Origin of the sequence: Curtobacterium sp. MCBD17_019 (assembly GCF_003234555.1) — a bacterium.
Classification (GTDB): domain Bacteria; phylum Actinomycetota; class Actinomycetes; order Actinomycetales; family Microbacteriaceae; genus Curtobacterium.
Genome location: NZ_QKTT01000001.1, coordinates 54347 through 72294 on the forward strand (window position 1 = coordinate 54347; position 17948 = coordinate 72294).

Sequence of the window (17948 nt, forward strand, 5' to 3'; positions counted from 1 at the left end):
GGCCCCTGGAACGGGGGTCAGGGGCGGTCACGACCGGCTGCGGGGCGAGCCGGTCGAGCCGCGGACGACGAGTCGGGGCACGATGTCGACGGGCCGGAGGTCGCCCTCGACCGGGAGCAGGAGGTCGACGCAACGGCGCCCGAGCTCGGCGAAGTCGACGGACACCGTGGTGAGCGGCGGCCAGAAGTGCTGCGCCTCGGGGATGTCGTCGTAGCCCACCACGGACAGGTCGCCGGGGACGTCGAGCCCGTAGGAGCGGGCGGCGTGCATGACGCCGAGGGCCATGGCGTCGTTCGAGCAGAAGATCGCCGTGCAGTCCCGCCAGCGCAGGAGCTCGCGGCCCGCGTGGTACCCGAAGTCGGCGGTCCAGTCCCCGAGGATCGGCGGCTGCACGGGCATGTCACGGTCGGACATCTCGCGCAGGAACCCCTGCATGCGCGCGTCCGCCTCGATCCAGTCCCGCGGACCGGCGATGTGCCGCACGTACTGGTGCCCGAGGTCGAGCAGGTGCGCCGTGGCGAGCCGCGCCCCCGTCATCTGGTCCACCCAGAGCGCGGTCGGGTCCTCGCCGATGCTCGATCGCAGGGTGACGTACGGCGTCTGCATGCCGGACTCGGCGATCACGTCGAACACCCGCGTCTGCGGCGCGATGACGACGATGCCCTCGACGTCCTGGTCGAGGAGGTGACCGAGGCCCTGGCGGATCGACGCGTCGTCCGGCGCCGCGATGTTCGCGGTCGTCACGAAGTACCCGCGTCGGACCGCGGCGTCCTCGATCGCCTGGAGGGTCAACGTCGGCCCGTAGTGGGAGCGCTGCGAGGTGAGGACCCCGATGGTGCGGGAGCGACTGGTGACCAGGGCGCGGGCGGCCCGGTTCGGCCGGTACTGCAGCTGCTCCATGGCGGCGACGACCTTGTCCCGGGTCGCCTCGCGGATCGCGTCGGAGTTGTTGAGGACGCGGGAGACCGTCTGGTGCGACACCCCCGCGACCCGAGCGACGTCCCGGATGCTGGGCGCACGCGACTTCTCTGTCTTCGCCGACGCCATTGCCTTCTCATTCCACCCCGATGTGCACGTTCACATCGCGAGCCACATCATTATGCACGTTCCGCTGTCGGGCGCCGCATCGAGTTCGCGCAGGCACCGGAGCGGCGGCCCGGCCGCAGGGTCGCGCAGTGGAGGGGACGCCTCCCGGGCCGCCGTCCGGACGACCCGGGGACGGGGGTCCACCAGGCGTCCGCCTCAGTCGAGCGCGCGCGCCGGCAGCACCGCGAGCTGCCACCCGAGCCACGGGCTGAACGCGAACGGAGCCGCGGCGACCGCGGCCCGCAGCTCGTCCTCGGAGACCCAGATCCACTCGGCGACCTCGTCCGCCGCGGGTCGTGGCACGTCGGTCGTCGTCGCACGGAACACCGGGCAGACCTCGTTCTCGACGATGCCGGACGCGTCGACGGCGCGGTACCGGAAGTCGGGGAGGACCGGGGTCACGTCCGCCACGGTGATCCCGAGTTCGCGCGCGGCACGTCGGGCGATCGCGTCCTCGAAGGACTCGTCCGGCCCGGGATGTCCACAGAACGTGTTCGTCCACACCCCGGGCCAGGTGGCCTTCGTCAGGGCCCGGCGTGTGACCAGGATGTTCCCCTCGGGATCCGACACGTGGCACGAGAACGCCAAGTGCAGCGGCGTCGCGTCGGTGTGCACTGCGAACTTGTCGGCCACACCGATGGGGGCGCCGTCGTCGTCCAGCAGGACGACGGTTTCCGGGAAAGTGCTCATCGCGATGGATAGGTTAGGCCAATGAACGACGACGCGACCGCCGTCGCCCGGGACGGACTCACGCTCGTCGACGAGTGCCTCGAGCGGTTCTTCGCACTCGCCGCGCGTCGGGCCAGCACCTACGGCCGTGCGTCCGAGGACCTCTGGCGTGTGCTCAAGCGCGCCAGCACCGGCGGCAAGCAGTTCCGTCCGCGGATGGTGCTCACCGCCTACACCGGGCTCGGCGGGCGGGACCTCCATGCGGCGGCCCACGTCGGCGCGGCATACGAGCTGCTGCACACCGCGCTCGTGGTGCACGACGACGTCATCGACCGCGACTGGTCCCGGCGGGGCGTGCCGAACGTCGCCGGCAGCTACCGGGACGAGGCCACGACGGGCGGGATCCCGACGCCGGTGGCCGAGCACCGTGGCACGAGCGCGGCCGTCATCGCCGGGGACCTGGCCCTCGCGGGCGCGCCGCGGCTCATCGAGTCGAGCGGCGTCGACGGCGAGCGCCGCACGCGACTGCTCGACCTGTTGGACGAGGCCGTGTTCGCGAGCGCCGCGGGCGAGATGACCGACGTCGACCTGTCGATCGGGGTCATGCCGAGCGTGGACGAGATCCTCGCCATGGAGCGCGCGAAGACCTCGGTGTACTCGTTCGAGGCACCGCTGCAGTCCGGCGCGGTGCTCGCGGGGGCGTCGGACGCGGTGGTCGCCGCGCTCGGGGTGTTCGGGCGCGAGATCGGGGTCGCGTACCAGGTGGTCGACGACATCCTCGGGGTCTTCGGGGACGAGGCGACGACGGGCAAGACCGCGGTGGGCGACCTGCGCGAGGGCAAGCGCACCGTGCTCGTGGCCCACGCGGCGACGACCGAGCACTGGGCCGCCATCGAGCCGTTCCTCGGGAACCGGGACCTCACCGACGACCAAGCGGAGCACCTGCGCTTCCGTCTCCTGTGCAGTGGCGCACGCGACGTCGCGCAGGAGCGGGTCGAGCGCCACGCGAGCCTCGCGACGGCAGCGCTGGCCGGCCTCCCGGACGACCTGCGGTGCCAGCTGACGGCGATCGCGACCGAACTCGTGGACCGGGTCCGGTGACCCGGGGCGACGTGGCGGGCGCGGTCCCGACCGTGACCACGGGGCTCGGCCTGTACGACGCGACCGCGGCGGCCGCCTCGTCGGTCGTCATCCGCCGGTACTCGACGTCGTTCGGGCTCGCATCGCGCCTGCTGCCAGCGCACGTCCGCGAGCACATCGAACACGTGTACGCGCTCGTCCGGGTGGCCGACGAGATCGTCGACGGCCCCGCGACCGAGGCCGGCCTGGACCCGACACTCGCGGGCCGCCTGCTCGACGAGCTCGAACAGGACACCGAGCGTGCGATGACGATCGGGTTCTCCGTCAACCCGGTCGTGCACGCCTTCGCCCGGACCGCCCGGACCACCGGGTTCGGGGCCGAGCTGACGCAACCGTTCTTCCGGTCCATGCGGGCCGACCTCACGCGCAGCGAACACGACGACGCCTCGTTCGTCGACTACGTGTACGGCTCCGCCGAGGTCGTCGGACTCATGTGCCTCCGCGCATTCGTGTACCGGGCGGGACGGCCGACGTTCGACGAGGCGGTGCTCGTCACGGGAGCTCGTCGCCTCGGGGCCGCGTTCCAGAAGGTCAACTTCCTGCGCGACCTGCGGGCGGACTTCCTCGAGCTCGGCCGGTCGTACTTCCCCGGGGTCGACGTCCGGTCGTTCGACGAGGCGACGAAGGTGCGGCTCGTGGCCGACGTGCAGGACGACCTCGACGCCGCCGCGCGTGCGCTCCCGCTCCTGCCCGGCCGGGCACGTCCTGCGGTGACCCTCGCGCACGCCCTGTTCCAGGAACTCAACGACCGGATCGCCGCGACCCCGGCCGAGCGGCTCGTCACGACGCGTGTCCGGGTCCCCGACCCGGTCAAGGCCGCTCTGGCCGCCCGGGTGCTCGTCGGCCGCGCCCCCGTCCCTCGCGTTCGACGCGGCAACCGGCCGGGAGGCACGGCATGAGCACCGAGACCACCGCGGCCGACCAGGCCGCCGACACCGCACCGTCCGGCCGCCGCGTCCCCGCCCGTCGCGTCGTCGTCGTGGGTGGCGGCATCAGCGGGCTCGCCGCCGCCGCACTGCTCGCGCGCGACGGCTACGCCGTGACCGTGCTCGAGCAGCGGTCCGAGCTCGGGGGGCGCGCCGGGACCTGGTCGGCCGGTGGCTTCCGGTTCGACACCGGGCCGAGCTGGTACCTGATGCCCGAGGTGTTCGACCACTTCTTCCGGCTGCTCGGGACGTCCGCGGCCGAGCAGCTCGACCTCGTCCGACTCGACCCCGGGTACCGCGTGTACAGCGAGGGCCACGACGAGCCCATCGACCTCGCCGCGACCCGCGAGGCCAACGTCGCGCTCTTCGAGTCGATCGAGCCGGGATCGGGCCGTCGGCTCGATCGCTACCTCGACTCGGCGGCCGAGACCTACGCGATGGCCGTGCGCCGGTTCCTCTACACGAGCTTCCAGGACCTGCGGCGGCTCGCGACACCCGACGTGCTCCGTCGCGCCGGGCGGCTGCTCCGCCTGCTCACCCGGCCGTTGTCGTCCTTCGTCGAGGCCACCGTGCAGGACCGGCGCCTGCAGCAGGTGCTGGGGTACCCCGCCGTGTTCCTCGGCACGAGCCCGTATGCCGCGCCGAGCATGTACCACCTGATGAGCCACCTCGACCTCGCCGACGGCGTCCTGTACCCGCAGGGCGGCATCAGCACGGTGATCGACGCGGTCGAGCGGATGGCATCGGCCGAGGGCGCGAGGATCGTGACCGGGGCCACGGTCGACCGCATCGTCGTCGAGCACGGCGCGGTGACGGGCGTGCACCACACGACGTCCGACGGCGACGCGGTCACGACCCCGGCCGACCTCGTCGTCAGTGCGGCCGACCTGCACCACACCGAGACCGACCTGCTGCCGCCGCGGTACCGATCGCACGGCGACGCCTACTGGGAACGTGGCGACCCGGGTCCGAGTGCGGTGCTCGTCTACCTCGGCATCGACGGACCCGTCCCCGGCCTGCTGCACCACACGCTCGTCTTCACGGCGGACTGGCACGCGAACTTCGGCGCGATCTTCGGCAAGGAACGCCACGTGCCCGACCCCGCGTCGATCTACGTGTCCGCGACCTCGGAGACCGACCCCACCGCCGCGCCGGCGGGGTCGAGCAACGTGTTCGTGCTCGTCCCGTTGCCGGCCGACGTCGGGATCGGACGTGGCGGGATCGACGGTGCGGGGGATCCCGAGGTCGAGCGCATCGCGGACCGGGCGATCGCGGCGCTCGCCGAGCGTGCGGGTGTCCCCGATCTCGTCGACCGCATCCGGGTTCGCCGCACCGTGGGGCCGAGGGACTTCGCCGACGACTACAACGCGTGGAGCGGGAGCATGCTCGGGCCGGCCCACACCCTGCGGCAGAGCGCCTTCTTCCGGGCGCGGAACGCGTCGACCCGGGTCGACGGGCTCTACCACGTCGGGGCGTCGACGATCCCCGGCATCGGGCTGCCGATGTGCCTCATCAGTGCCGAGGTGCTGCTCAAACGGATCCACGGCGACACCTCGACCGAGCCGCTCCCGGAGCCGCTCGAGCGACGGCGGCCCTGATGCCCGGGCTCTACCTGGCGGGTCTCGTGGTCGCGCTCGTCGGCATGACGGTGCTCGACGCCCGGTTCCGCCTGTTCTTCTGGCGGGGCCCGCGGCGGGCTGCCGCCGTCATGGCCGTCGGGATCGCGTACTTCCTCGTGTGGGACCTCGCGGGGATCGGACTCGGTGTCTTCCACCGCGGACCGTCCTCGTGGCTCATCGGTGTCCAGGTGGCGCCGGAGGTCCCGGTCGAGGAGCTGTTCTTCCTCGCGCTGCTCTGCTACGTGACGATGGACCTCATCGGCTTCGTCCGACCCGTCGTCGAGCGCACGGCCCCGCCGCGCGTCGAACCTCCCGCCCGCCGGACGAACGGGGTGGCGCGGTGAGCGGGGTGCCGCCGCGGGTGGCCCGCGTGCTCTCGGTGCTCCCGGCCGCCGGGGTGGTGCTCCGATGACCGCGGGCGCGGCGACCTACGCCCTCCTCGACCTCGCGTTCCTCGCCGTCGTGGTCCTCGTGGCCGTGGCCGCCGCGGTCGTCGCGGTGCGTCGGGTGGCGGTCCGGCGCGGACCGGAGGCCGTCGCGCGGTGGCGTCACACGGTCCTCCTGACCGGCCTGGTGGCGGGCGTCGTCCTGGTCGTGGCGACGGTCGTGTTCGACAACGTGATCGTCGGCACCGGCATCGTGGCGTACGACGCGCAGCGGATCAGCGGCATCCGTCTCGGCGTCGTCCCGGTCGAGGACCTGGCGTACGCGATCGCGGCGGTCCTGCTGCTGCCGTCGCTCGTCGTGCTGTTCGGGCCCCGATCGAGGTCGGAACGATGAGCGCCGCGAGTCCGACGGCCCGACCGCGCCGCGCGGGGTCGACACTCCGGGCGCTGTTCGTGTCGTCCCGGCCGGTGAGCTGGGTGAACACCGCGTACCCGTTCGCGGCCGCGTACGTGCTCGGCACCGGGGTCGGGACACACGAGGCGGACGGCTTCCACCTCGCGGTCCTCGTGCTCGGGGTCGTGTACTTCCTCGTCCCCTACAACCTCGCGATGTACGGGATCAACGACGTGTTCGACTACGAGTCGGACCTGCGGAACCCGCGCAAGGGCGGCGTCGAGGGCGCCCTGCTCGACCGCAGTGTGCATCGGACGACCCTCGTCGCCGTCGTCGTGACGAACGTGCCGTTCCTCGTCGCACTCGTGTTGCTCGGCGGCCCGTGGAGCTGGCTCGTGCTCGCCGTCAGCGTGTTCGCCGTCGTCGCGTACTCCGCGCCGGGGTTGCGGTTCAAGGAGCGGCCGTTCCTCGACTCCCTGACCTCGAGCACGCACTTCGTGTCCCCGGCGGTGTACGGCCTGACCCTCGCGGGGGCGCACTGGACGGGCTCGCTCCTGGCCGTGTGCGTGTCGTTCTTCCTCTGGGGTGTCGCGAGCCACGCGTTCGGTGCGGTCCAGGACGTCGAGGCCGACCGCGCCGGGGGCATCGGGTCCGTCGCGACGGTCATCGGCGCCCGGGCCACGGTGCGCCTGGCGTTCGTGGCCTACGTCGTCGCGGGGCTCGTCGTGCTCGCGACGCCGTTCCCGGGGCCGTTCGCGGCGATCGTCGTCGTGCCCTACGCGCTGAACGTCCTGCCGTGGTGGTCGGTCGCCGACGCCGACGCCGACGCGGCGAACGCCGGGTGGCGCCGGTTCCTGCTCGTGAACTACCTGGCGGGGTTCCTCGTCACCATGGTGCTCATCGGCTACGCCGCGACCCGCTGAGTCGCGGCGGCGCCCCAACGCACGCGACCCCCGTCCGACTCCACCCGACCCGCGGCCCGAATCCACGCGACCCGCGCCCGACCTCACGCGACCCGCTGGGTCACGTCGGCGAACCCCGACCTCAGTGCGCGGATCGGCGCTTGGCCTGCTCGACCGCGCTCCGGATGCCCCGGCGCCACTGGGGGCCGTGCCCGGGGAGCACGATCCGTGCCTCGGTGTCGACGAGCCGGTCGAGCGACTCCAGGGCGGCGCCGCTGTCCGCGGTGGCCGACCCGGCGACGATCTGCGGCCCGATCCCACCGGTGTACGGGTCGAGCGTGACGATCGCGTCGCCGGCGATGAGGGCGTCGCGGTCGGCGAAGTACAGCGCGACGTGGCCGTCGGTGTGCCCGGGCGTCTCGATGATCCACGGGGAGGCCTGCACCGCGTCCCGCTCGTCGAGCGGCTTCGTGTCGGTCACACCCTCGACCATGAGCGCTCCCGCGACCACCATCCGCGCGAGCTTCGGGAGGCCGGCGGGGTGTGTCAGCGGGTACACGAGCCGGTTCCGCTCCGTCCGGTACCGGTAGGGGTGAGCGGCCAGCTCCGCGTCCCGCGGGTGCACGAGCACGGGCACGTCCCACTCCCGACGCGCACGGGCCGCGGTGCCGACGTGGTCGAAGTGCCCGTGCGTGAGCGCGATGCCCTCGACGGCGTCGGGGGTGTACCCGAGCTCGGCGATCGCGACGAGCAGGTGCGGCCACGCGGCGGGCAGACCGCTGTCGACGACGAGCAGTTGGTCGCCGGTCTCGACGAGGTAGAGGTTCGTGTGGGCGATCTCGAGGCGGTGGATCCCCTCGGCGACGTCTCGGAACAGCATGGCCGCAGGCTACTCGTCGGCGCCCGCGCGGGCCGTCGGGCGGCACGACGGTGTGCGCGACCGGGGGACGGCCGACGTCGGCGCCTGGGAGACCGGTGCGAGCCGCATGAGCGTCCACTCGACTCCGAGTAGGCACGGCGGTGGACGACTCCACACGAGAGGACCACCATGAAGAGACTGCTGTTCATCGCCGGCATCGCGCTGGGGTACGTGCTCGGAGCCCGAGCCGGACGCTCCTCGTACGAGCGCATCCGCACCCGGGCGCAGGGCGTGTGGTCGGACCCGAAGGTGCAGAAGGGCCTCCACGACGCCGAGGGCTTCGTCAAGGACAAGGCACCGGTCGTCGCGAGCAAGGTCAAGGACGCGGCGACGAGTGCCGCCGGCGCCGTGCAGAGCAAGGTGAAGTCGTCGGGCGACACCGACGCCGACGCCTCGAGCACCGACACCGTGGCCGGCGGACCCGGAACCGCGGGTCCGAGCGCTGCGGGCAAGCCGGAGGCGCCGAGCGCCGCCACGTCGAGCGAGACCGACACGACCGGTACGGCAGGCACGCCGTCGCCGGACGCGGTGTAGGCCCGGTATGGCCGACAGCGGATCGCGCGACAGCATCCCGCAACTCGAACTCCAGAACGTGCGGACGCGCGAGGACCTGCGCCACACCGTGAACGAGGTCGTGCGGCGCTCGGACGTCCCCGCACAGTGGCGCTTGGCGGTCGCGAAGGCGCGTCAGCAGTTGCACCGGGACCCGACGCCCCTCGTGGCCATGGCCGTCACGGCCGGTGCGGGACTCGTGGCGATCGTCGGCGGCGTGGTCATCGGTCGGACGGACGCGGGGCGCCTCGACGCCGCGCGGGAGCCGATGCTGCTGCCCGTCTACAAGCCCGGCAAGACCAAGAAGAGCGGCAAGCGGAAGAAGGCCGCCTTCGCCCGCAAGCCCGACAAGCTGAACCCCGTCCAGAAGCGTCGCGACGCCGACGACCGGTGAGTCGCCACCCCGCGACCCGCTGACGACGTCGACCACAGGAGGAGCCACCGATGGCAAGGAACACCGCACCGGACCCGGACGACCCCCGCAAGCCGGACGACCCGACCGACCTGACGAAGCCCTCGTGGCAGTACACGCTCAAGAAGACGCTCCGCGAGTTCTCGAGTGACCAGTGCACCGACCTGGCAGCCGGCCTGACGTACCACGCCGTCCTGGCGGTGTTCCCGGCGATCCTCGCGATCGTCTCGATCCTCGGCCTGTTCGGCGAGGGGCAGGCGACGGTCGACCAGGTCATGAAGGTGCTCGGCAACGTCGGTTCGAACCAGGTCGTCGACCTGCTCAAGGGCCCGATCAACGGTCTCGTCCGGTCGCCCGCGGCCCCGCTCGCGTTCATCGTGGGTGTGCTCGGTGCGCTGTGGTCCGCGTCCGGGTACGTCGGGTCGTTCGGCCGTGCGATGAACCGCATCTACGGCATCCGTGAGGGGCGTCCGATCTGGAAGCTCCGCCCGACGATGCTCGGTGTGACGGTGTTCACGGTCGTCCTGCTCGTCATCGGCGCGCTCATGCTCGTGCTCTCCGGCCCGGTGGCCGAGGCGGTCGGCAACGCGATCGGACTCGGTTCCGTCGCGGTGACCGTCTGGGACTACGCCAAGCTCCCGATCCTCGCGGCGATCGCGGTCGTGATCATCGCGATCCTCTACTACTGGTCGCCGAACGTCCGGCAGCCGAAGTTCCGCTGGATGAGCCTGGGCGCGCTCCTGGCGCTCCTCATCTGGATCATCGCCTCGATCGCGTTCGCGTTCTACGTCGCGAACTTCTCGCACTACAACAAGACGTACGGGTCGCTCGGCGGCGTGATCGTGTTCCTCCTGTGGATCTGGATCACGAACTGCGCCCTGCTGTTCGGCGCCGAGTTCGACGCCGAGGTCGAGCGCGGCCGCGAACTCCAGGCCGGCATCCACGCCGAGGAGGACATCCAGCTCCCCGAGCGCGACACCCGCCAGATCGACAAGCAGGACGAGAAGCACGCGAAGGACGTCCTCTCCGGCATCGAGATCCGCGAGAGTGCCGGTCGAGAGAAGTGAGCAGGGGCCTCCCGTCCGTCGCGCCGCGCGCGTCGCGGCCGGGAGGCCCGACTCGGCCCGGCACCGCAGCCGCGTTCCGTAGGCTGACACGGTGACCGACACCGTGCCTCCCGTCCGACCGACCGCACTCGTGACCGGGGCGACCCGGGGGATCGGACGCGCGATCGCGGCCGACCTCGGCCGCACGCACCACGTGCTCGTCGGTGGGCGGTCCGCCGCTGCCGTCGCCGCCGTCGTCGACGCGCTGCCGTCCGCCGAGCCGTTCGTGGCCGACCTCGTCGCGGGCCCGCTGCCACCGCTGCCGGACCGGCTCGACGTGCTCGTGCACTCCGCCGGCATCGAGGAGGGCGGCCGCGTCGCCGACACCCCCCGCGACGTGTGGGAGCGCGTCCTCGCCACGAACGTCGTCGCGGTCGCGGAACTCACCCGGCTGGCGCTGCCCGCGCTCCGGTCCGTCCGCGGCCTCGTCGTCACGATCAACAGCGGCTCGGGGTTCGTGAGCGGGCCCGGCGGCGGCGTCTACGGTGCGTCGAAGTTCGCCCTGCGGGCCTTCGCCGACGCCCTCCGCGAGGAGGAGCGCGAGCACGGGGTCCGCGTGTCCGGCGTCCACCCGGGACGCGTCGACACCGACATGCAGGTCGCCCTCGCCACCAAGCTCGGCGAGGACTACGACACCCGCTACTACCTGGCGCCCGAGGACGTCGCCGCCGCGGTGCGGACCGTGGTCGACCTGCCGGAGCGCGGCACCGTCGAGCTGCTCAGCGTGCGGCCCACCCGCAAGCGCTGACCCCGGGGTACACCGCGGAGCGCCAGGCACGGAGGTGCGCCGCGCAGGATCGGGACATGGCCGACGACGAGCAGCAGACCCGCGAGGACTTCCACCGTGCCGTGAACATGACGGCGACCGAGCTGCGCCACTGGCTCGACACCGACGACTCGAAGGCCGTGGGGCAGAAGCCCGACGGCGGCGGCGAGTCCACCGGGCACGAGAGCGGCCGGCACATCGTCCGGATCCTCGAGGAGCGACAGGGCGAGTACACGGACGACGACTACGCGCACATGCGCAAGGTGGTCGGCTACGTCGCCCGGCACTCCGCGCAGCGCCCATCGGGCGACGACACGCACACGCGCTGGCGGTACTCCCTCATGAACTGGGGCCACGACCCCGAGAAGTGACTGGGCGCCTGCTCAGCGCAGGAGCACGGGACCCGCTTCGATCCGGAAGCGGAACAGCGAGTACGGGTACACGCGGAGGTCCTCGCCGCCCTGGTAGTCCGCCTGACGGTGCAGCTGGTTCGCGGTGACGTAGAGGTAGCCGTCCGTCGCGACGGACATCGTGTCGGTCCACAGCAGGCGCGGGTCGTGCACGAGGGTCTGGATCTCGCCGGTCGGCAGCCGCCGGGTGATCGACTCGTGCTCCCAGTTCGTGGCGTACAGGCGGCCCTGGTCGTCGGACTCCAGGCCGTCCGCGCCCCCGCCCTTGTCGCCCTCGTCGACGACGGTCCCAGCGACGGTCTCCTCCGAGATCGCCCGGTCGACGAGCGCCCCCACCGACACGCTGTACCAGCGGCGGCTGATGAGCGGGCAGTACCAGAGCCGCTCGCCGTCCGCCGAGATCGCGATGCCGTCCGCGCCCATCGTCACCGGCTTCGGGGCCTCCCCCGGGGCGCGCTGTGCGAGCACCCGTCCCTCGGCCATCGGGACCATGTCCTGCGGCGGGCAGGCCTTGGTGGACGGATGGTCCTCGAGCCGCCGCCACGCCTCACCGGTGGCGAGGTCCACGACGATGATCGCGTTCGGGCCCTCGGACGCCGAGTCCGTGACGAACGCGAACCCCGCCTCGCCGCGGCGGAGGTCGAACCGCACGTCGTTGAGGTACGTCGTCTCATACGCGACGCTGCGCGGGAGGACGATCGTCTGCACGACGCGGTCCGTGCCGAGGTCGACGCACACGAGCTTCGGGCCGCCCTCCTTGGTCGGACCCATCATCGGGCTGCCCGTGTCGAGGATCCACAGGCGGTCGTCCGGCGCGACGACGATGCTCTGCACGCTGACGAGCCGCTCGGCGTCGTCGATCGACCGCGCCTGGTTGATCTCGACCGACGGGTAGGGCACCGCCTGCCCGTCCACGAGTTCGACGACCGTGGCCGGGACGTCGTCGCCCCACTTCGGGAAGTTCACGAACACGCGGCCGCCGTGGGAGACGCTCACGCCCGTGGGCATCGGGCCGTCGGTGAACTCGTGGACCACCTCGAGGTCGCCGCGTGGTTCGTCTTCGGGGGCGGTCGGGGCGGCGTGGTCGGCGTCGAAGTCGCTCATGCGGTGGACGGTAGGCGCGGGGCCTGGGGGTCGCCGGTGCGCGTCCCCCGGCGTCTGGCCGCGCATGTCGTCGTCGCGCGGACCGCGTCGGCCGTGCTGTCACGGTGCGCCGTGCGAGGCTGGTGCGTATGACCGACAACCTCCTCGGCGTGCCCGAGACCCGCCTGCCCGACGATCCGGACGTCACCGCCGCGCTCGCCGCGGGCACTCCCGTGGCCGACGTCGCGACGGCACACCCGTCATCGAGCCTGGCGTGGGCGCTCCTCGCCGACGAGGCCTGGGACCGCGGCGCCGCGCTCGAGTCGTACGCCTACGCCCGGGTGGGGTACCACCGTGGCCTCGATGCCCTCCGGAAGGCCGGCTGGCGCGGGCAGGGCCCGATCCCGTGGGCGCACGAGCCGAACCGGGGCGTGCTCCGCTCGCTGTTCGCGCTGCGCCGGGCGGCCGACGGCATCGGCGAGGAGCCGGAGGTCGAGCGCCTGTCGACGTTCCTCCACGACGCCGACCCCGCCGCCGCGGACGCGATCGCCGCCGAGCAGCGCTGACGCCGCCGGGGGCCCGTCGCGAGGTGCACCGCCTCCGTCCCGTCGAACACCCGGATCGCGGGGTTCGAACGGAAGGGACCGGTGCGACGCCGGCAGGCCCGGGTGCCCTACCCGAGCAGCACCTCCCACGCCCGCGCCGCCGGCCACAGCTGGTGCTCCGGCAGGACGTCGAGCCCGCACGCGCGCGACCCGAGCCCGTGCTGCGCCTCGTCGAGGTACAGGTACAGCGCGTCCGAGGCCGGCAGCTCGTGCGGGTGCCCGGCCGCGGTGATCTGCTGCGCGGTCCAGCGCGACAGCGTGAACCCCGCGCGGTGACCCGCGTGCGCGCCGTGCCCGGATCCCGCCGCGGGCACGGTCGTCACGCGGAGCGGCCCGAGCTCGAGCCACCGCAGGTCCGGCCGGTGCCCGGTCTCCTGGGGCCGTGAGTACCGGACGGACAGGTCGTCGACCTCGGCGGTGAACCGACCGACGCGGACGGCGTGTGACGAGTCGGCGTAGGACTCGTCGGGCCCCGTCCCGAGCCAGGTCACGTCCGAGTCGGCCAGCGAACCGGGCAGGTCGAACCGGACGCCGATCCGCGGCCAGGTGCAGTCCCACGCGCCGAAGGGGACGGCCTCGGTGCGGAGCAGCACGCCCTCGGCGGTCGCGGTCCACCGGTGCACGACGTCGACCCCGGCGCCGCTGTTCGCCGCGGACACCCGGACCCGTTGGACGAGCCCGTGCTCGGTGCGCTCGACGGCGACCAGCCGGTGCGTCAGGCGGTGCAGCCCGTGGGCCTCCCACCGCACGGCCGAGGCGGGAGCGATGCCGCCGACGCCCAGGGTGAGCGCGGGGTCGGCGACCTCGTACGAGCCCTGGGACGCACCGCGGTCGTTGTCGGTGGGCGCGCGCCAGAGCTCGAGGCGCGGCCCGGCGACGGGCAGGCCGTGCCACGTCGCCAGGTCGCCTCGGGCGTCGAACGTCGCGATCCCCAGGGCGTCGCCCTGCCACGACGGCCGGGAGGCCCGGTGCGTGCCCACCCCGCGAGCGTCGGTCGCCCGGCCGGTGGCGTCCGCCACGACGGGGACGGGCACCTGCGTGCGGGCGATGACGTGCCCGGTGTCGGCCCACGCGGTCGGCCCGGCGAGTTCGGCCGTCACGTCGAGGAACAACTCGCCCTCGACGCCCTCGGCGGCGACCGCGAGGACCTCGGGCGGGACCGGAACCGTGGCGGAGGCGCCGGCCGCGACCAGGCCCGGAGCGAGCCTCCCGGCCGCGACCGCGACGCCGTCGCGCTCGAGCGTCCAGCAGAAGCGCAGTCCCGCGGTCGACGCGGAGTGGTACCGGTTCTCGACGAGCACCGTGCCCCCGGCGACCGTCGTGGAGACGCTGATCCGGATCGGCGCGACGACCGCGGCGAACTCGGCGAGTCCGGGCGTCGGGGTGTCGTCGGGCAGGACCAGACCGTCCATCACGAAGTTGCCGTCGTGCACGACCTCGCGGAAGTCGCCGCCGTACGCGTGGTAGGGGGTGCCGTCGGCCGTGTGGCTGAGCAGGCCGTGGTCGCGCCACTCCCACACGAACCCGCCGTGGAGGCGCGGGTACCGGTCCACGAGGGCCTCGTACTCCGCGATCTGGCCCGGTCCGTTGCCCATCGCGTGCACGTACTCGCAGTGCAGGAACGGCTTCGACCGCTGGCGTGCCGCCTCGGCCGGACCGCACCCGAGGAGCGGGGTCACGACGGGGCCGCCGCCGATCGACTCGGTCTCGACGAGCGAGGGGTACATGCGCGAGTAGACGTCCGTGTAGGAGCCCGTGTAGTCGCCCTCGTAGTGGACCGGGCGCGAGCGGTCACGGCGGTGGACCCAGTGCGACATCGCCGCGAGGTTCCGGCCCGTGCCGGACTCGTTGCCGAGGGACCACAGGACGATCGACGGGTGGTTCTTGTCCCGCTCCACCGTCCGGGCGATGCGGTCGAGGTATGCGTCCTGCCACGCCGGGTCGTCCGACGGGTTGCCGGCCCAGCCCAGGTGCTCGAACCCGTGCGTCTCGAGGTCGCACTCGAGGACCACCCAGAACCCGAGCTCGTCGGCGAGGTCGAGCACCCGGGGGTGCGGCGGGTAGTGCGAGGTTCGGATGGCGTTGACGTTCGCGCGCTTCATCATCGCCATGTCCGCGCGCGCGTGGGCCTCGTCGAACACGCGGCCCCGCTCCGGGTGCGTCTCGTGCCGGTTGACACCGTGGAACACGACGCGCTCGCCGTTGACGAGGAACCGGTCGCCGCGGATCTCGACCGTGCGGAACCCGAGTTGCAGCGTCACGGTCTCGCCAGCGCCCGTCCCGCCCGCGGCCGTCCCCGACGTCAGGGTCGCCTCGTACCGGCGGGGGACCTCGGCGCTCCAGGGCTCGACGGCCGGCAGCGTGACGGGCTGGACGTCCGCGGCGGTCGCCCACCGTTCCTCCAGGCCGAGCTCCGGGATCCGGAACACCACCGGGAACACGGCGTCGAGCTCGACCGTGACCGTACCGACGCCGGTGGCGGGGGCGCCGGACGCAGCGGTGCCGGCGGCGGCGGCCGACGCGAGCAGCGGAGCCCAGTCGGCGCGGACGAAGGCGTCCTCGATCGCGGCGACCGGGCGCGCGAGCAGCGTGACGTCGCGGAAGACCCCGGGCAACCACCACTGGTCCTGGTCCTCGAGGTAACTCGCGGCGGACCACTGGTGCACCCGGACCGCGACCGTGTTCGCGCCCGGGCGGAGCAGCGCCGTGACGTCGAACTCGGTCACGAGGCGCGACCCCGTCGACCAGCCGACCTCGACGCCGTTGAGCCAGACGCGGAAGTGCGACTCGACCCCGTCGAACCGCAGGACGACCCGGTCGGCGTCCGCGAACGACGCCGGGAGCTCGAACGTGCGGCGGTGGTCGCCCGTCGGGTTCTCCTCCGGCGGGTGCGGTGCGTCGATCGGGAACGGGTACTGCACGTTCGTGTAGATCGGCGCGCCGTGCCCGTGCAGCACCCAGTGCGACGGGACGGGCAGGGTCTGCCAGTCGGCGTCGTCGAAGGTGTCGGCCGCGAAGTCCTCGGCGACCTCGGCGACGGGCGACCAGCGGAACCGCCAGTCCCCGTCGAGCGACAGCGACGGTGCGTCGGTGTGCAGGTGGGCGCGGGGGCGACGGCGCGAGGCCGAGCCGGGAGCGGTCGAGTGGAGGTCCGAGATCGCCCGGGGAGCGGGCGCGGTGGCGATGTCCGTCATTGGGTGCTGTCCTCGACCGCGAGGGTCGTCGTCGATCCTGGTCCGCCGGCCGGCGGGTGCTCCAACCCTAGCGAGCGTCCGCTGCGGCCCGGGCGTCCCGTCGGTACGGGGCGCCCGCCGGACGGGAGGCGCGGGACCGGCCCGCCCCGGCCCTCCCGACCTCGACGTCCGCCGTGAGCTGCGGACACACGCAGGCGCGGCCGCCGACCATGGCGGGACCGACGGAAGGAGATCGACATGATCGAACGGGGCAACACCACCCACAGCCCGGAGGTCGACGAGCAGATGGCGCACGAGGCGCAGAGCATCGTCCAGGGGCACGGCAGTTCGTCCCACGTGGAGGAGTTCCGGCAATCGGAACCCGTCACCGACGACACCGACGCCCCCGAGACCCTCGCGGCGTCCGGCTACGACGGCGAGTTCGTCGACGACGCGACGCACGCGCTGCCCGAGGACGACGCCGACGGCATCGACACGACCGTGTACACGACCGAGACGGACCAGGTCTCGGAGGGGAAGGTGGTGGACCATGGCGCCGACGACCGCTGAGCAGGTCTCGGAGGAACACCGGGGGCTCGCTGCCCTCCTCGCGCAGCCCGGTACCTGGTCGTGGGCGTACGTCGACGTCTCGGGCGACCGGGAGGACCCGCAGCACCTCGCCGCGCTCCAGGTCCGCGCCGCCCGCGACCAGCTCATGGCGCAGGGGGCACCGTCCGCCGACGTCGAGGCGATCGAACGCGAACTCGGTGAGGCACCCGGCGTGCCCGCCCCGGTCGCTCGGTTCGTCCTGGCGCGCGACGGCGAGCTCGTCGTCAGCGAGGTCCTGCCCGGGCACATGCACGGACCCGAGAGTGTCGGGTACGGCGCCGTCCCGGACCTCGTGCCGCTGCTCGCCCACCGGCCGCTCGACGTGCCGTTCCTCGTGGTCGAGGTCGGACGCGAGGGCGGCGGCTACCGCGCCTACCGGCTCGGGCACGCCGAGCCGAGCGGGCAGCAGGAGGAGGAGTACGTCGAGGGGCGTACGGACACCCTCCACAAGTTCCAGGGCGGCGGCTGGGCGCACCTGCGCTGGCAGCACCACACCGAGGAGATCTGGCGCGAGAACGAGGCACAGGTCGTCGAGGCCGTCGAACAGGCGGTCGACCGGCTGCGGCCGCGGCTCGTGGTCGTCGCCGGGGACATCCGCGCACGCCAGCTGTTCATCGACCAGCTGAGCACCGCGACCCGGCCGCTCGTGTCCGAGGTGCCGGTCGACACCCGGGCACCGGATGCGTCCGAGAACGCCCTCGTCGAGCACGTCGAGATCGCCCTCGCGCGGGTGGTGGCCCAGCGCCGCCACGACGTGGAGGACCTGCTCCGCACGCACGTCGGCCGTGGCGACCGCGAGGCCGTCACCGGTGTCGGGCCGGTCGTGTCGGCGCTCCAGCAGGCGCAGGCGTCGATCGTCGTCGTCGACCCGGCCGCGTTCGAGGACCGCACGGTGCTCGCGCTCGACGCCGCGCCCTGGATCGCGACCGCACCCGAGGAGGCCCTCGGCACCACCGTGCTCGGGTCCGTCCCGGCTGCGGTCGGCATCACCCGTGCGGCGCTCGTGACCGACGCGGAGGTCGTGCTCGTGAACGCGGCGTCCGTGCCGTCCGGGGCGCCGGTCGCCGCGTTGCTCCGCTGGCACGTCGGGCCGGACGTGCCCGGGGCGGGGCCCGCGGCCGGTGCGACCGGGCGGGGCGAGGGCCCCGACCGGGGCTGACCTCCCTCCCGCGAGATCGCAGGAGATGCCGT

General features: G+C 73.1%; 19 protein-coding genes. 14 read left to right on the forward strand and 5 right to left on the reverse strand.

Annotated features, from left to right (window positions below; translation table 11 throughout):
* Positions 1-27: 27 nt before the first annotated feature.
* Both DEI82_RS00260 and idi read right to left on the reverse strand, forming a co-directional pair.
* Positions 28-1047, reverse strand: a complete 1020-nt coding sequence (locus tag DEI82_RS00260) for a LacI family DNA-binding transcriptional regulator (protein ID WP_111009699.1) — start codon at positions 1045-1047, stop codon at positions 28-30.
* Between the two features lie 195 nt (positions 1048-1242).
* Positions 1243-1776, reverse strand: a complete 534-nt coding sequence (idi, locus tag DEI82_RS00265) for an isopentenyl-diphosphate Delta-isomerase (protein WP_111012239.1) — start codon at positions 1774-1776, stop codon at positions 1243-1245.
* Between the two features lie 21 nt (positions 1777-1797).
* Here idi and DEI82_RS00270 point away from each other — a divergent pair, with 21 nt between their 5' ends.
* The 6 genes from DEI82_RS00270 to DEI82_RS00295 all read left to right on the forward strand — a co-directional run bounded on the left by DEI82_RS00270 (position 1798) and on the right by DEI82_RS00295 (position 7143).
* The gene (locus DEI82_RS00270) at positions 1798-2856 is read left to right on the forward strand and encodes a polyprenyl synthetase family protein (protein ID WP_111035424.1); all 1059 of its coding nucleotides are present in this window, start codon (positions 1798-1800) and stop codon (positions 2854-2856) included.
* Complete coding sequence (locus tag DEI82_RS00275; protein ID WP_258371884.1) at positions 2853-3794, forward strand: phytoene/squalene synthase family protein; 942 nt, start codon at positions 2853-2855, stop codon at positions 3792-3794. The genes DEI82_RS00270 and DEI82_RS00275 overlap by 4 nt, the downstream gene beginning before the upstream one ends.
* Entirely contained in the window at positions 3791-5419 is a 1629-nt protein-coding gene (gene crtI, locus DEI82_RS00280; RefSeq protein ID WP_111035425.1) for a phytoene desaturase family protein, read from the forward strand. The genes DEI82_RS00275 and crtI overlap by 4 nt, the downstream gene beginning before the upstream one ends.
* Entirely contained in the window at positions 5419-5784 is a 366-nt protein-coding gene (locus DEI82_RS00285; RefSeq protein ID WP_111009695.1) for a lycopene cyclase domain-containing protein, read from the forward strand. The genes crtI and DEI82_RS00285 overlap by 1 nt, the downstream gene beginning before the upstream one ends.
* Positions 5785-5848: 64 nt before the next feature.
* Positions 5849-6220, forward strand: a complete 372-nt coding sequence (locus tag DEI82_RS00290; protein WP_111035426.1) for a lycopene cyclase domain-containing protein — start codon at positions 5849-5851, stop codon at positions 6218-6220.
* On the forward strand, positions 6217-7143 hold the full coding sequence (locus DEI82_RS00295) for a prenyltransferase (RefSeq protein ID WP_111009693.1): 927 nt from the start codon (positions 6217-6219) through the stop codon (positions 7141-7143). Before DEI82_RS00290 ends, DEI82_RS00295 begins: the two co-directional genes overlap by 4 nt.
* Before the next feature lie 121 nt (positions 7144-7264).
* On the opposite strand, the gene DEI82_RS00300 is transcribed toward DEI82_RS00295, so the two are convergent.
* The gene (locus tag DEI82_RS00300; protein WP_111012242.1) at positions 7265-8002 is read right to left on the reverse strand and encodes an MBL fold metallo-hydrolase; all 738 of its coding nucleotides are present in this window, start codon (positions 8000-8002) and stop codon (positions 7265-7267) included.
* A 168-nt stretch (positions 8003-8170) separates the two neighbouring features.
* On the opposite strand from DEI82_RS00300, the gene DEI82_RS00305 reads away from it, so the two are divergent.
* The 5 genes from DEI82_RS00305 to DEI82_RS00325 all read left to right on the forward strand — a co-directional run bounded on the left by DEI82_RS00305 (position 8171) and on the right by DEI82_RS00325 (position 11248).
* Entirely contained in the window at positions 8171-8575 is a 405-nt protein-coding gene (locus DEI82_RS00305) for a YtxH domain-containing protein (protein WP_111035427.1), read from the forward strand.
* A 7-nt stretch (positions 8576-8582) separates the two neighbouring features.
* Positions 8583-8987, forward strand: coding sequence for a hypothetical protein (locus DEI82_RS00310; protein WP_111009690.1), 405 nt, complete (start codon positions 8583-8585; stop codon positions 8985-8987).
* Between the two features lie 50 nt (positions 8988-9037).
* Positions 9038-10072 carry a YihY/virulence factor BrkB family protein gene (locus tag DEI82_RS00315; RefSeq protein ID WP_111009689.1) on the forward strand — a complete coding sequence of 345 codons (1035 nt, stop codon included), beginning with the start codon at positions 9038-9040 and terminating at the stop codon, positions 10070-10072.
* A 91-nt stretch (positions 10073-10163) separates the two neighbouring features.
* Positions 10164-10859 carry an SDR family oxidoreductase gene (locus DEI82_RS00320; RefSeq protein WP_111035428.1) on the forward strand — a complete coding sequence of 232 codons (696 nt, stop codon included), beginning with the start codon at positions 10164-10166 and terminating at the stop codon, positions 10857-10859.
* Between the two features lie 56 nt (positions 10860-10915).
* Positions 10916-11248, forward strand: coding sequence for a DUF3140 domain-containing protein (locus DEI82_RS00325; RefSeq protein WP_111009687.1), 333 nt, complete (start codon positions 10916-10918; stop codon positions 11246-11248).
* Positions 11249-11260: 12 nt separating this feature from the next.
* Here DEI82_RS00325 and DEI82_RS00330 read toward each other — a convergent pair whose 3' ends face one another.
* The gene (locus tag DEI82_RS00330) at positions 11261-12391 is read right to left on the reverse strand and encodes an L-dopachrome tautomerase-related protein (protein ID WP_111035429.1); all 1131 of its coding nucleotides are present in this window, start codon (positions 12389-12391) and stop codon (positions 11261-11263) included.
* A gap of 128 nt (positions 12392-12519) precedes the next feature.
* Here DEI82_RS00330 and DEI82_RS00335 point away from each other — a divergent pair, with 128 nt between their 5' ends.
* Positions 12520-12936 (forward strand): DUF3151 domain-containing protein, encoded by a 417-nt coding sequence (locus DEI82_RS00335; protein ID WP_181435042.1) that lies wholly within the window; start codon positions 12520-12522, stop codon positions 12934-12936.
* Between the two features lie 107 nt (positions 12937-13043).
* Here the strand turns inward: DEI82_RS00335 and DEI82_RS00340 are convergent, their stop codons facing one another.
* Positions 13044-16169: a glycoside hydrolase family 2 TIM barrel-domain containing protein gene (locus DEI82_RS00340; protein WP_111035430.1), complete on the reverse strand. Its 3126-nt coding sequence runs from the start codon at positions 16167-16169 to the stop codon at positions 13044-13046.
* A 237-nt stretch (positions 16170-16406) separates the two neighbouring features.
* Here DEI82_RS00340 and DEI82_RS00345 point away from each other — a divergent pair, with 237 nt between their 5' ends.
* Both DEI82_RS00345 and DEI82_RS00350 read left to right on the forward strand, forming a co-directional pair.
* Entirely contained in the window at positions 16407-16718 is a 312-nt protein-coding gene (locus DEI82_RS00345; protein ID WP_111009683.1) for a hypothetical protein, read from the forward strand.
* Positions 16699-17916 carry a Vms1/Ankzf1 family peptidyl-tRNA hydrolase gene (locus tag DEI82_RS00350; RefSeq protein ID WP_111012246.1) on the forward strand — a complete coding sequence of 406 codons (1218 nt, stop codon included), beginning with the start codon at positions 16699-16701 and terminating at the stop codon, positions 17914-17916. The genes DEI82_RS00345 and DEI82_RS00350 overlap by 20 nt, the downstream gene beginning before the upstream one ends.
* Positions 17917-17948 lie beyond the last annotated feature (32 nt).

Excerpts from the sequence above, each read along its gene's own strand:
- DEI82_RS00260 (WP_111009699.1), bottom strand. The coding sequence starts at position 1,047 with ATGGCGTCGGCGAAGACAGAGAAGTCGCGTGCGCCCAGCATCCGGGAC.
- DEI82_RS00345 (WP_111009683.1), top strand. The coding sequence starts at position 16,407 with ATGATCGAACGGGGCAACACCACCCACAGCCCGGAGGTCGACGAGCAG.
- DEI82_RS00310 (WP_111009690.1), top strand. The coding sequence starts at position 8,583 with ATGGCCGACAGCGGATCGCGCGACAGCATCCCGCAACTCGAACTCCAG.
- DEI82_RS00315 (WP_111009689.1), top strand. The coding sequence starts at position 9,038 with ATGGCAAGGAACACCGCACCGGACCCGGACGACCCCCGCAAGCCGGAC.
- idi (WP_111012239.1), bottom strand. The coding sequence starts at position 1,776 with ATGAGCACTTTCCCGGAAACCGTCGTCCTGCTGGACGACGACGGCGCC.
- DEI82_RS00300 (WP_111012242.1), bottom strand. The coding sequence starts at position 8,002 with ATGCTGTTCCGAGACGTCGCCGAGGGGATCCACCGCCTCGAGATCGCC.
- DEI82_RS00285 (WP_111009695.1), top strand. The coding sequence starts at position 5,419 with ATGCCCGGGCTCTACCTGGCGGGTCTCGTGGTCGCGCTCGTCGGCATG.
- DEI82_RS00325 (WP_111009687.1), top strand. The coding sequence starts at position 10,916 with ATGGCCGACGACGAGCAGCAGACCCGCGAGGACTTCCACCGTGCCGTG.
- DEI82_RS00335 (WP_181435042.1), top strand. The coding sequence starts at position 12,520 with ATGACCGACAACCTCCTCGGCGTGCCCGAGACCCGCCTGCCCGACGAT.
- DEI82_RS00270 (WP_111035424.1), top strand. The coding sequence starts at position 1,798 with ATGAACGACGACGCGACCGCCGTCGCCCGGGACGGACTCACGCTCGTC.
- DEI82_RS00340 (WP_111035430.1), bottom strand. The coding sequence starts at position 16,169 with ATGACGGACATCGCCACCGCGCCCGCTCCCCGGGCGATCTCGGACCTC.
- DEI82_RS00295 (WP_111009693.1), top strand. The coding sequence starts at position 6,217 with ATGAGCGCCGCGAGTCCGACGGCCCGACCGCGCCGCGCGGGGTCGACA.
- crtI (WP_111035425.1), top strand. The coding sequence starts at position 3,791 with ATGAGCACCGAGACCACCGCGGCCGACCAGGCCGCCGACACCGCACCG.
- DEI82_RS00350 (WP_111012246.1), top strand. The coding sequence starts at position 16,699 with ATGGCGCCGACGACCGCTGAGCAGGTCTCGGAGGAACACCGGGGGCTC.
- DEI82_RS00330 (WP_111035429.1), bottom strand. The coding sequence starts at position 12,391 with ATGAGCGACTTCGACGCCGACCACGCCGCCCCGACCGCCCCCGAAGAC.
- DEI82_RS00290 (WP_111035426.1), top strand. The coding sequence starts at position 5,849 with ATGACCGCGGGCGCGGCGACCTACGCCCTCCTCGACCTCGCGTTCCTC.
- DEI82_RS00305 (WP_111035427.1), top strand. The coding sequence starts at position 8,171 with ATGAAGAGACTGCTGTTCATCGCCGGCATCGCGCTGGGGTACGTGCTC.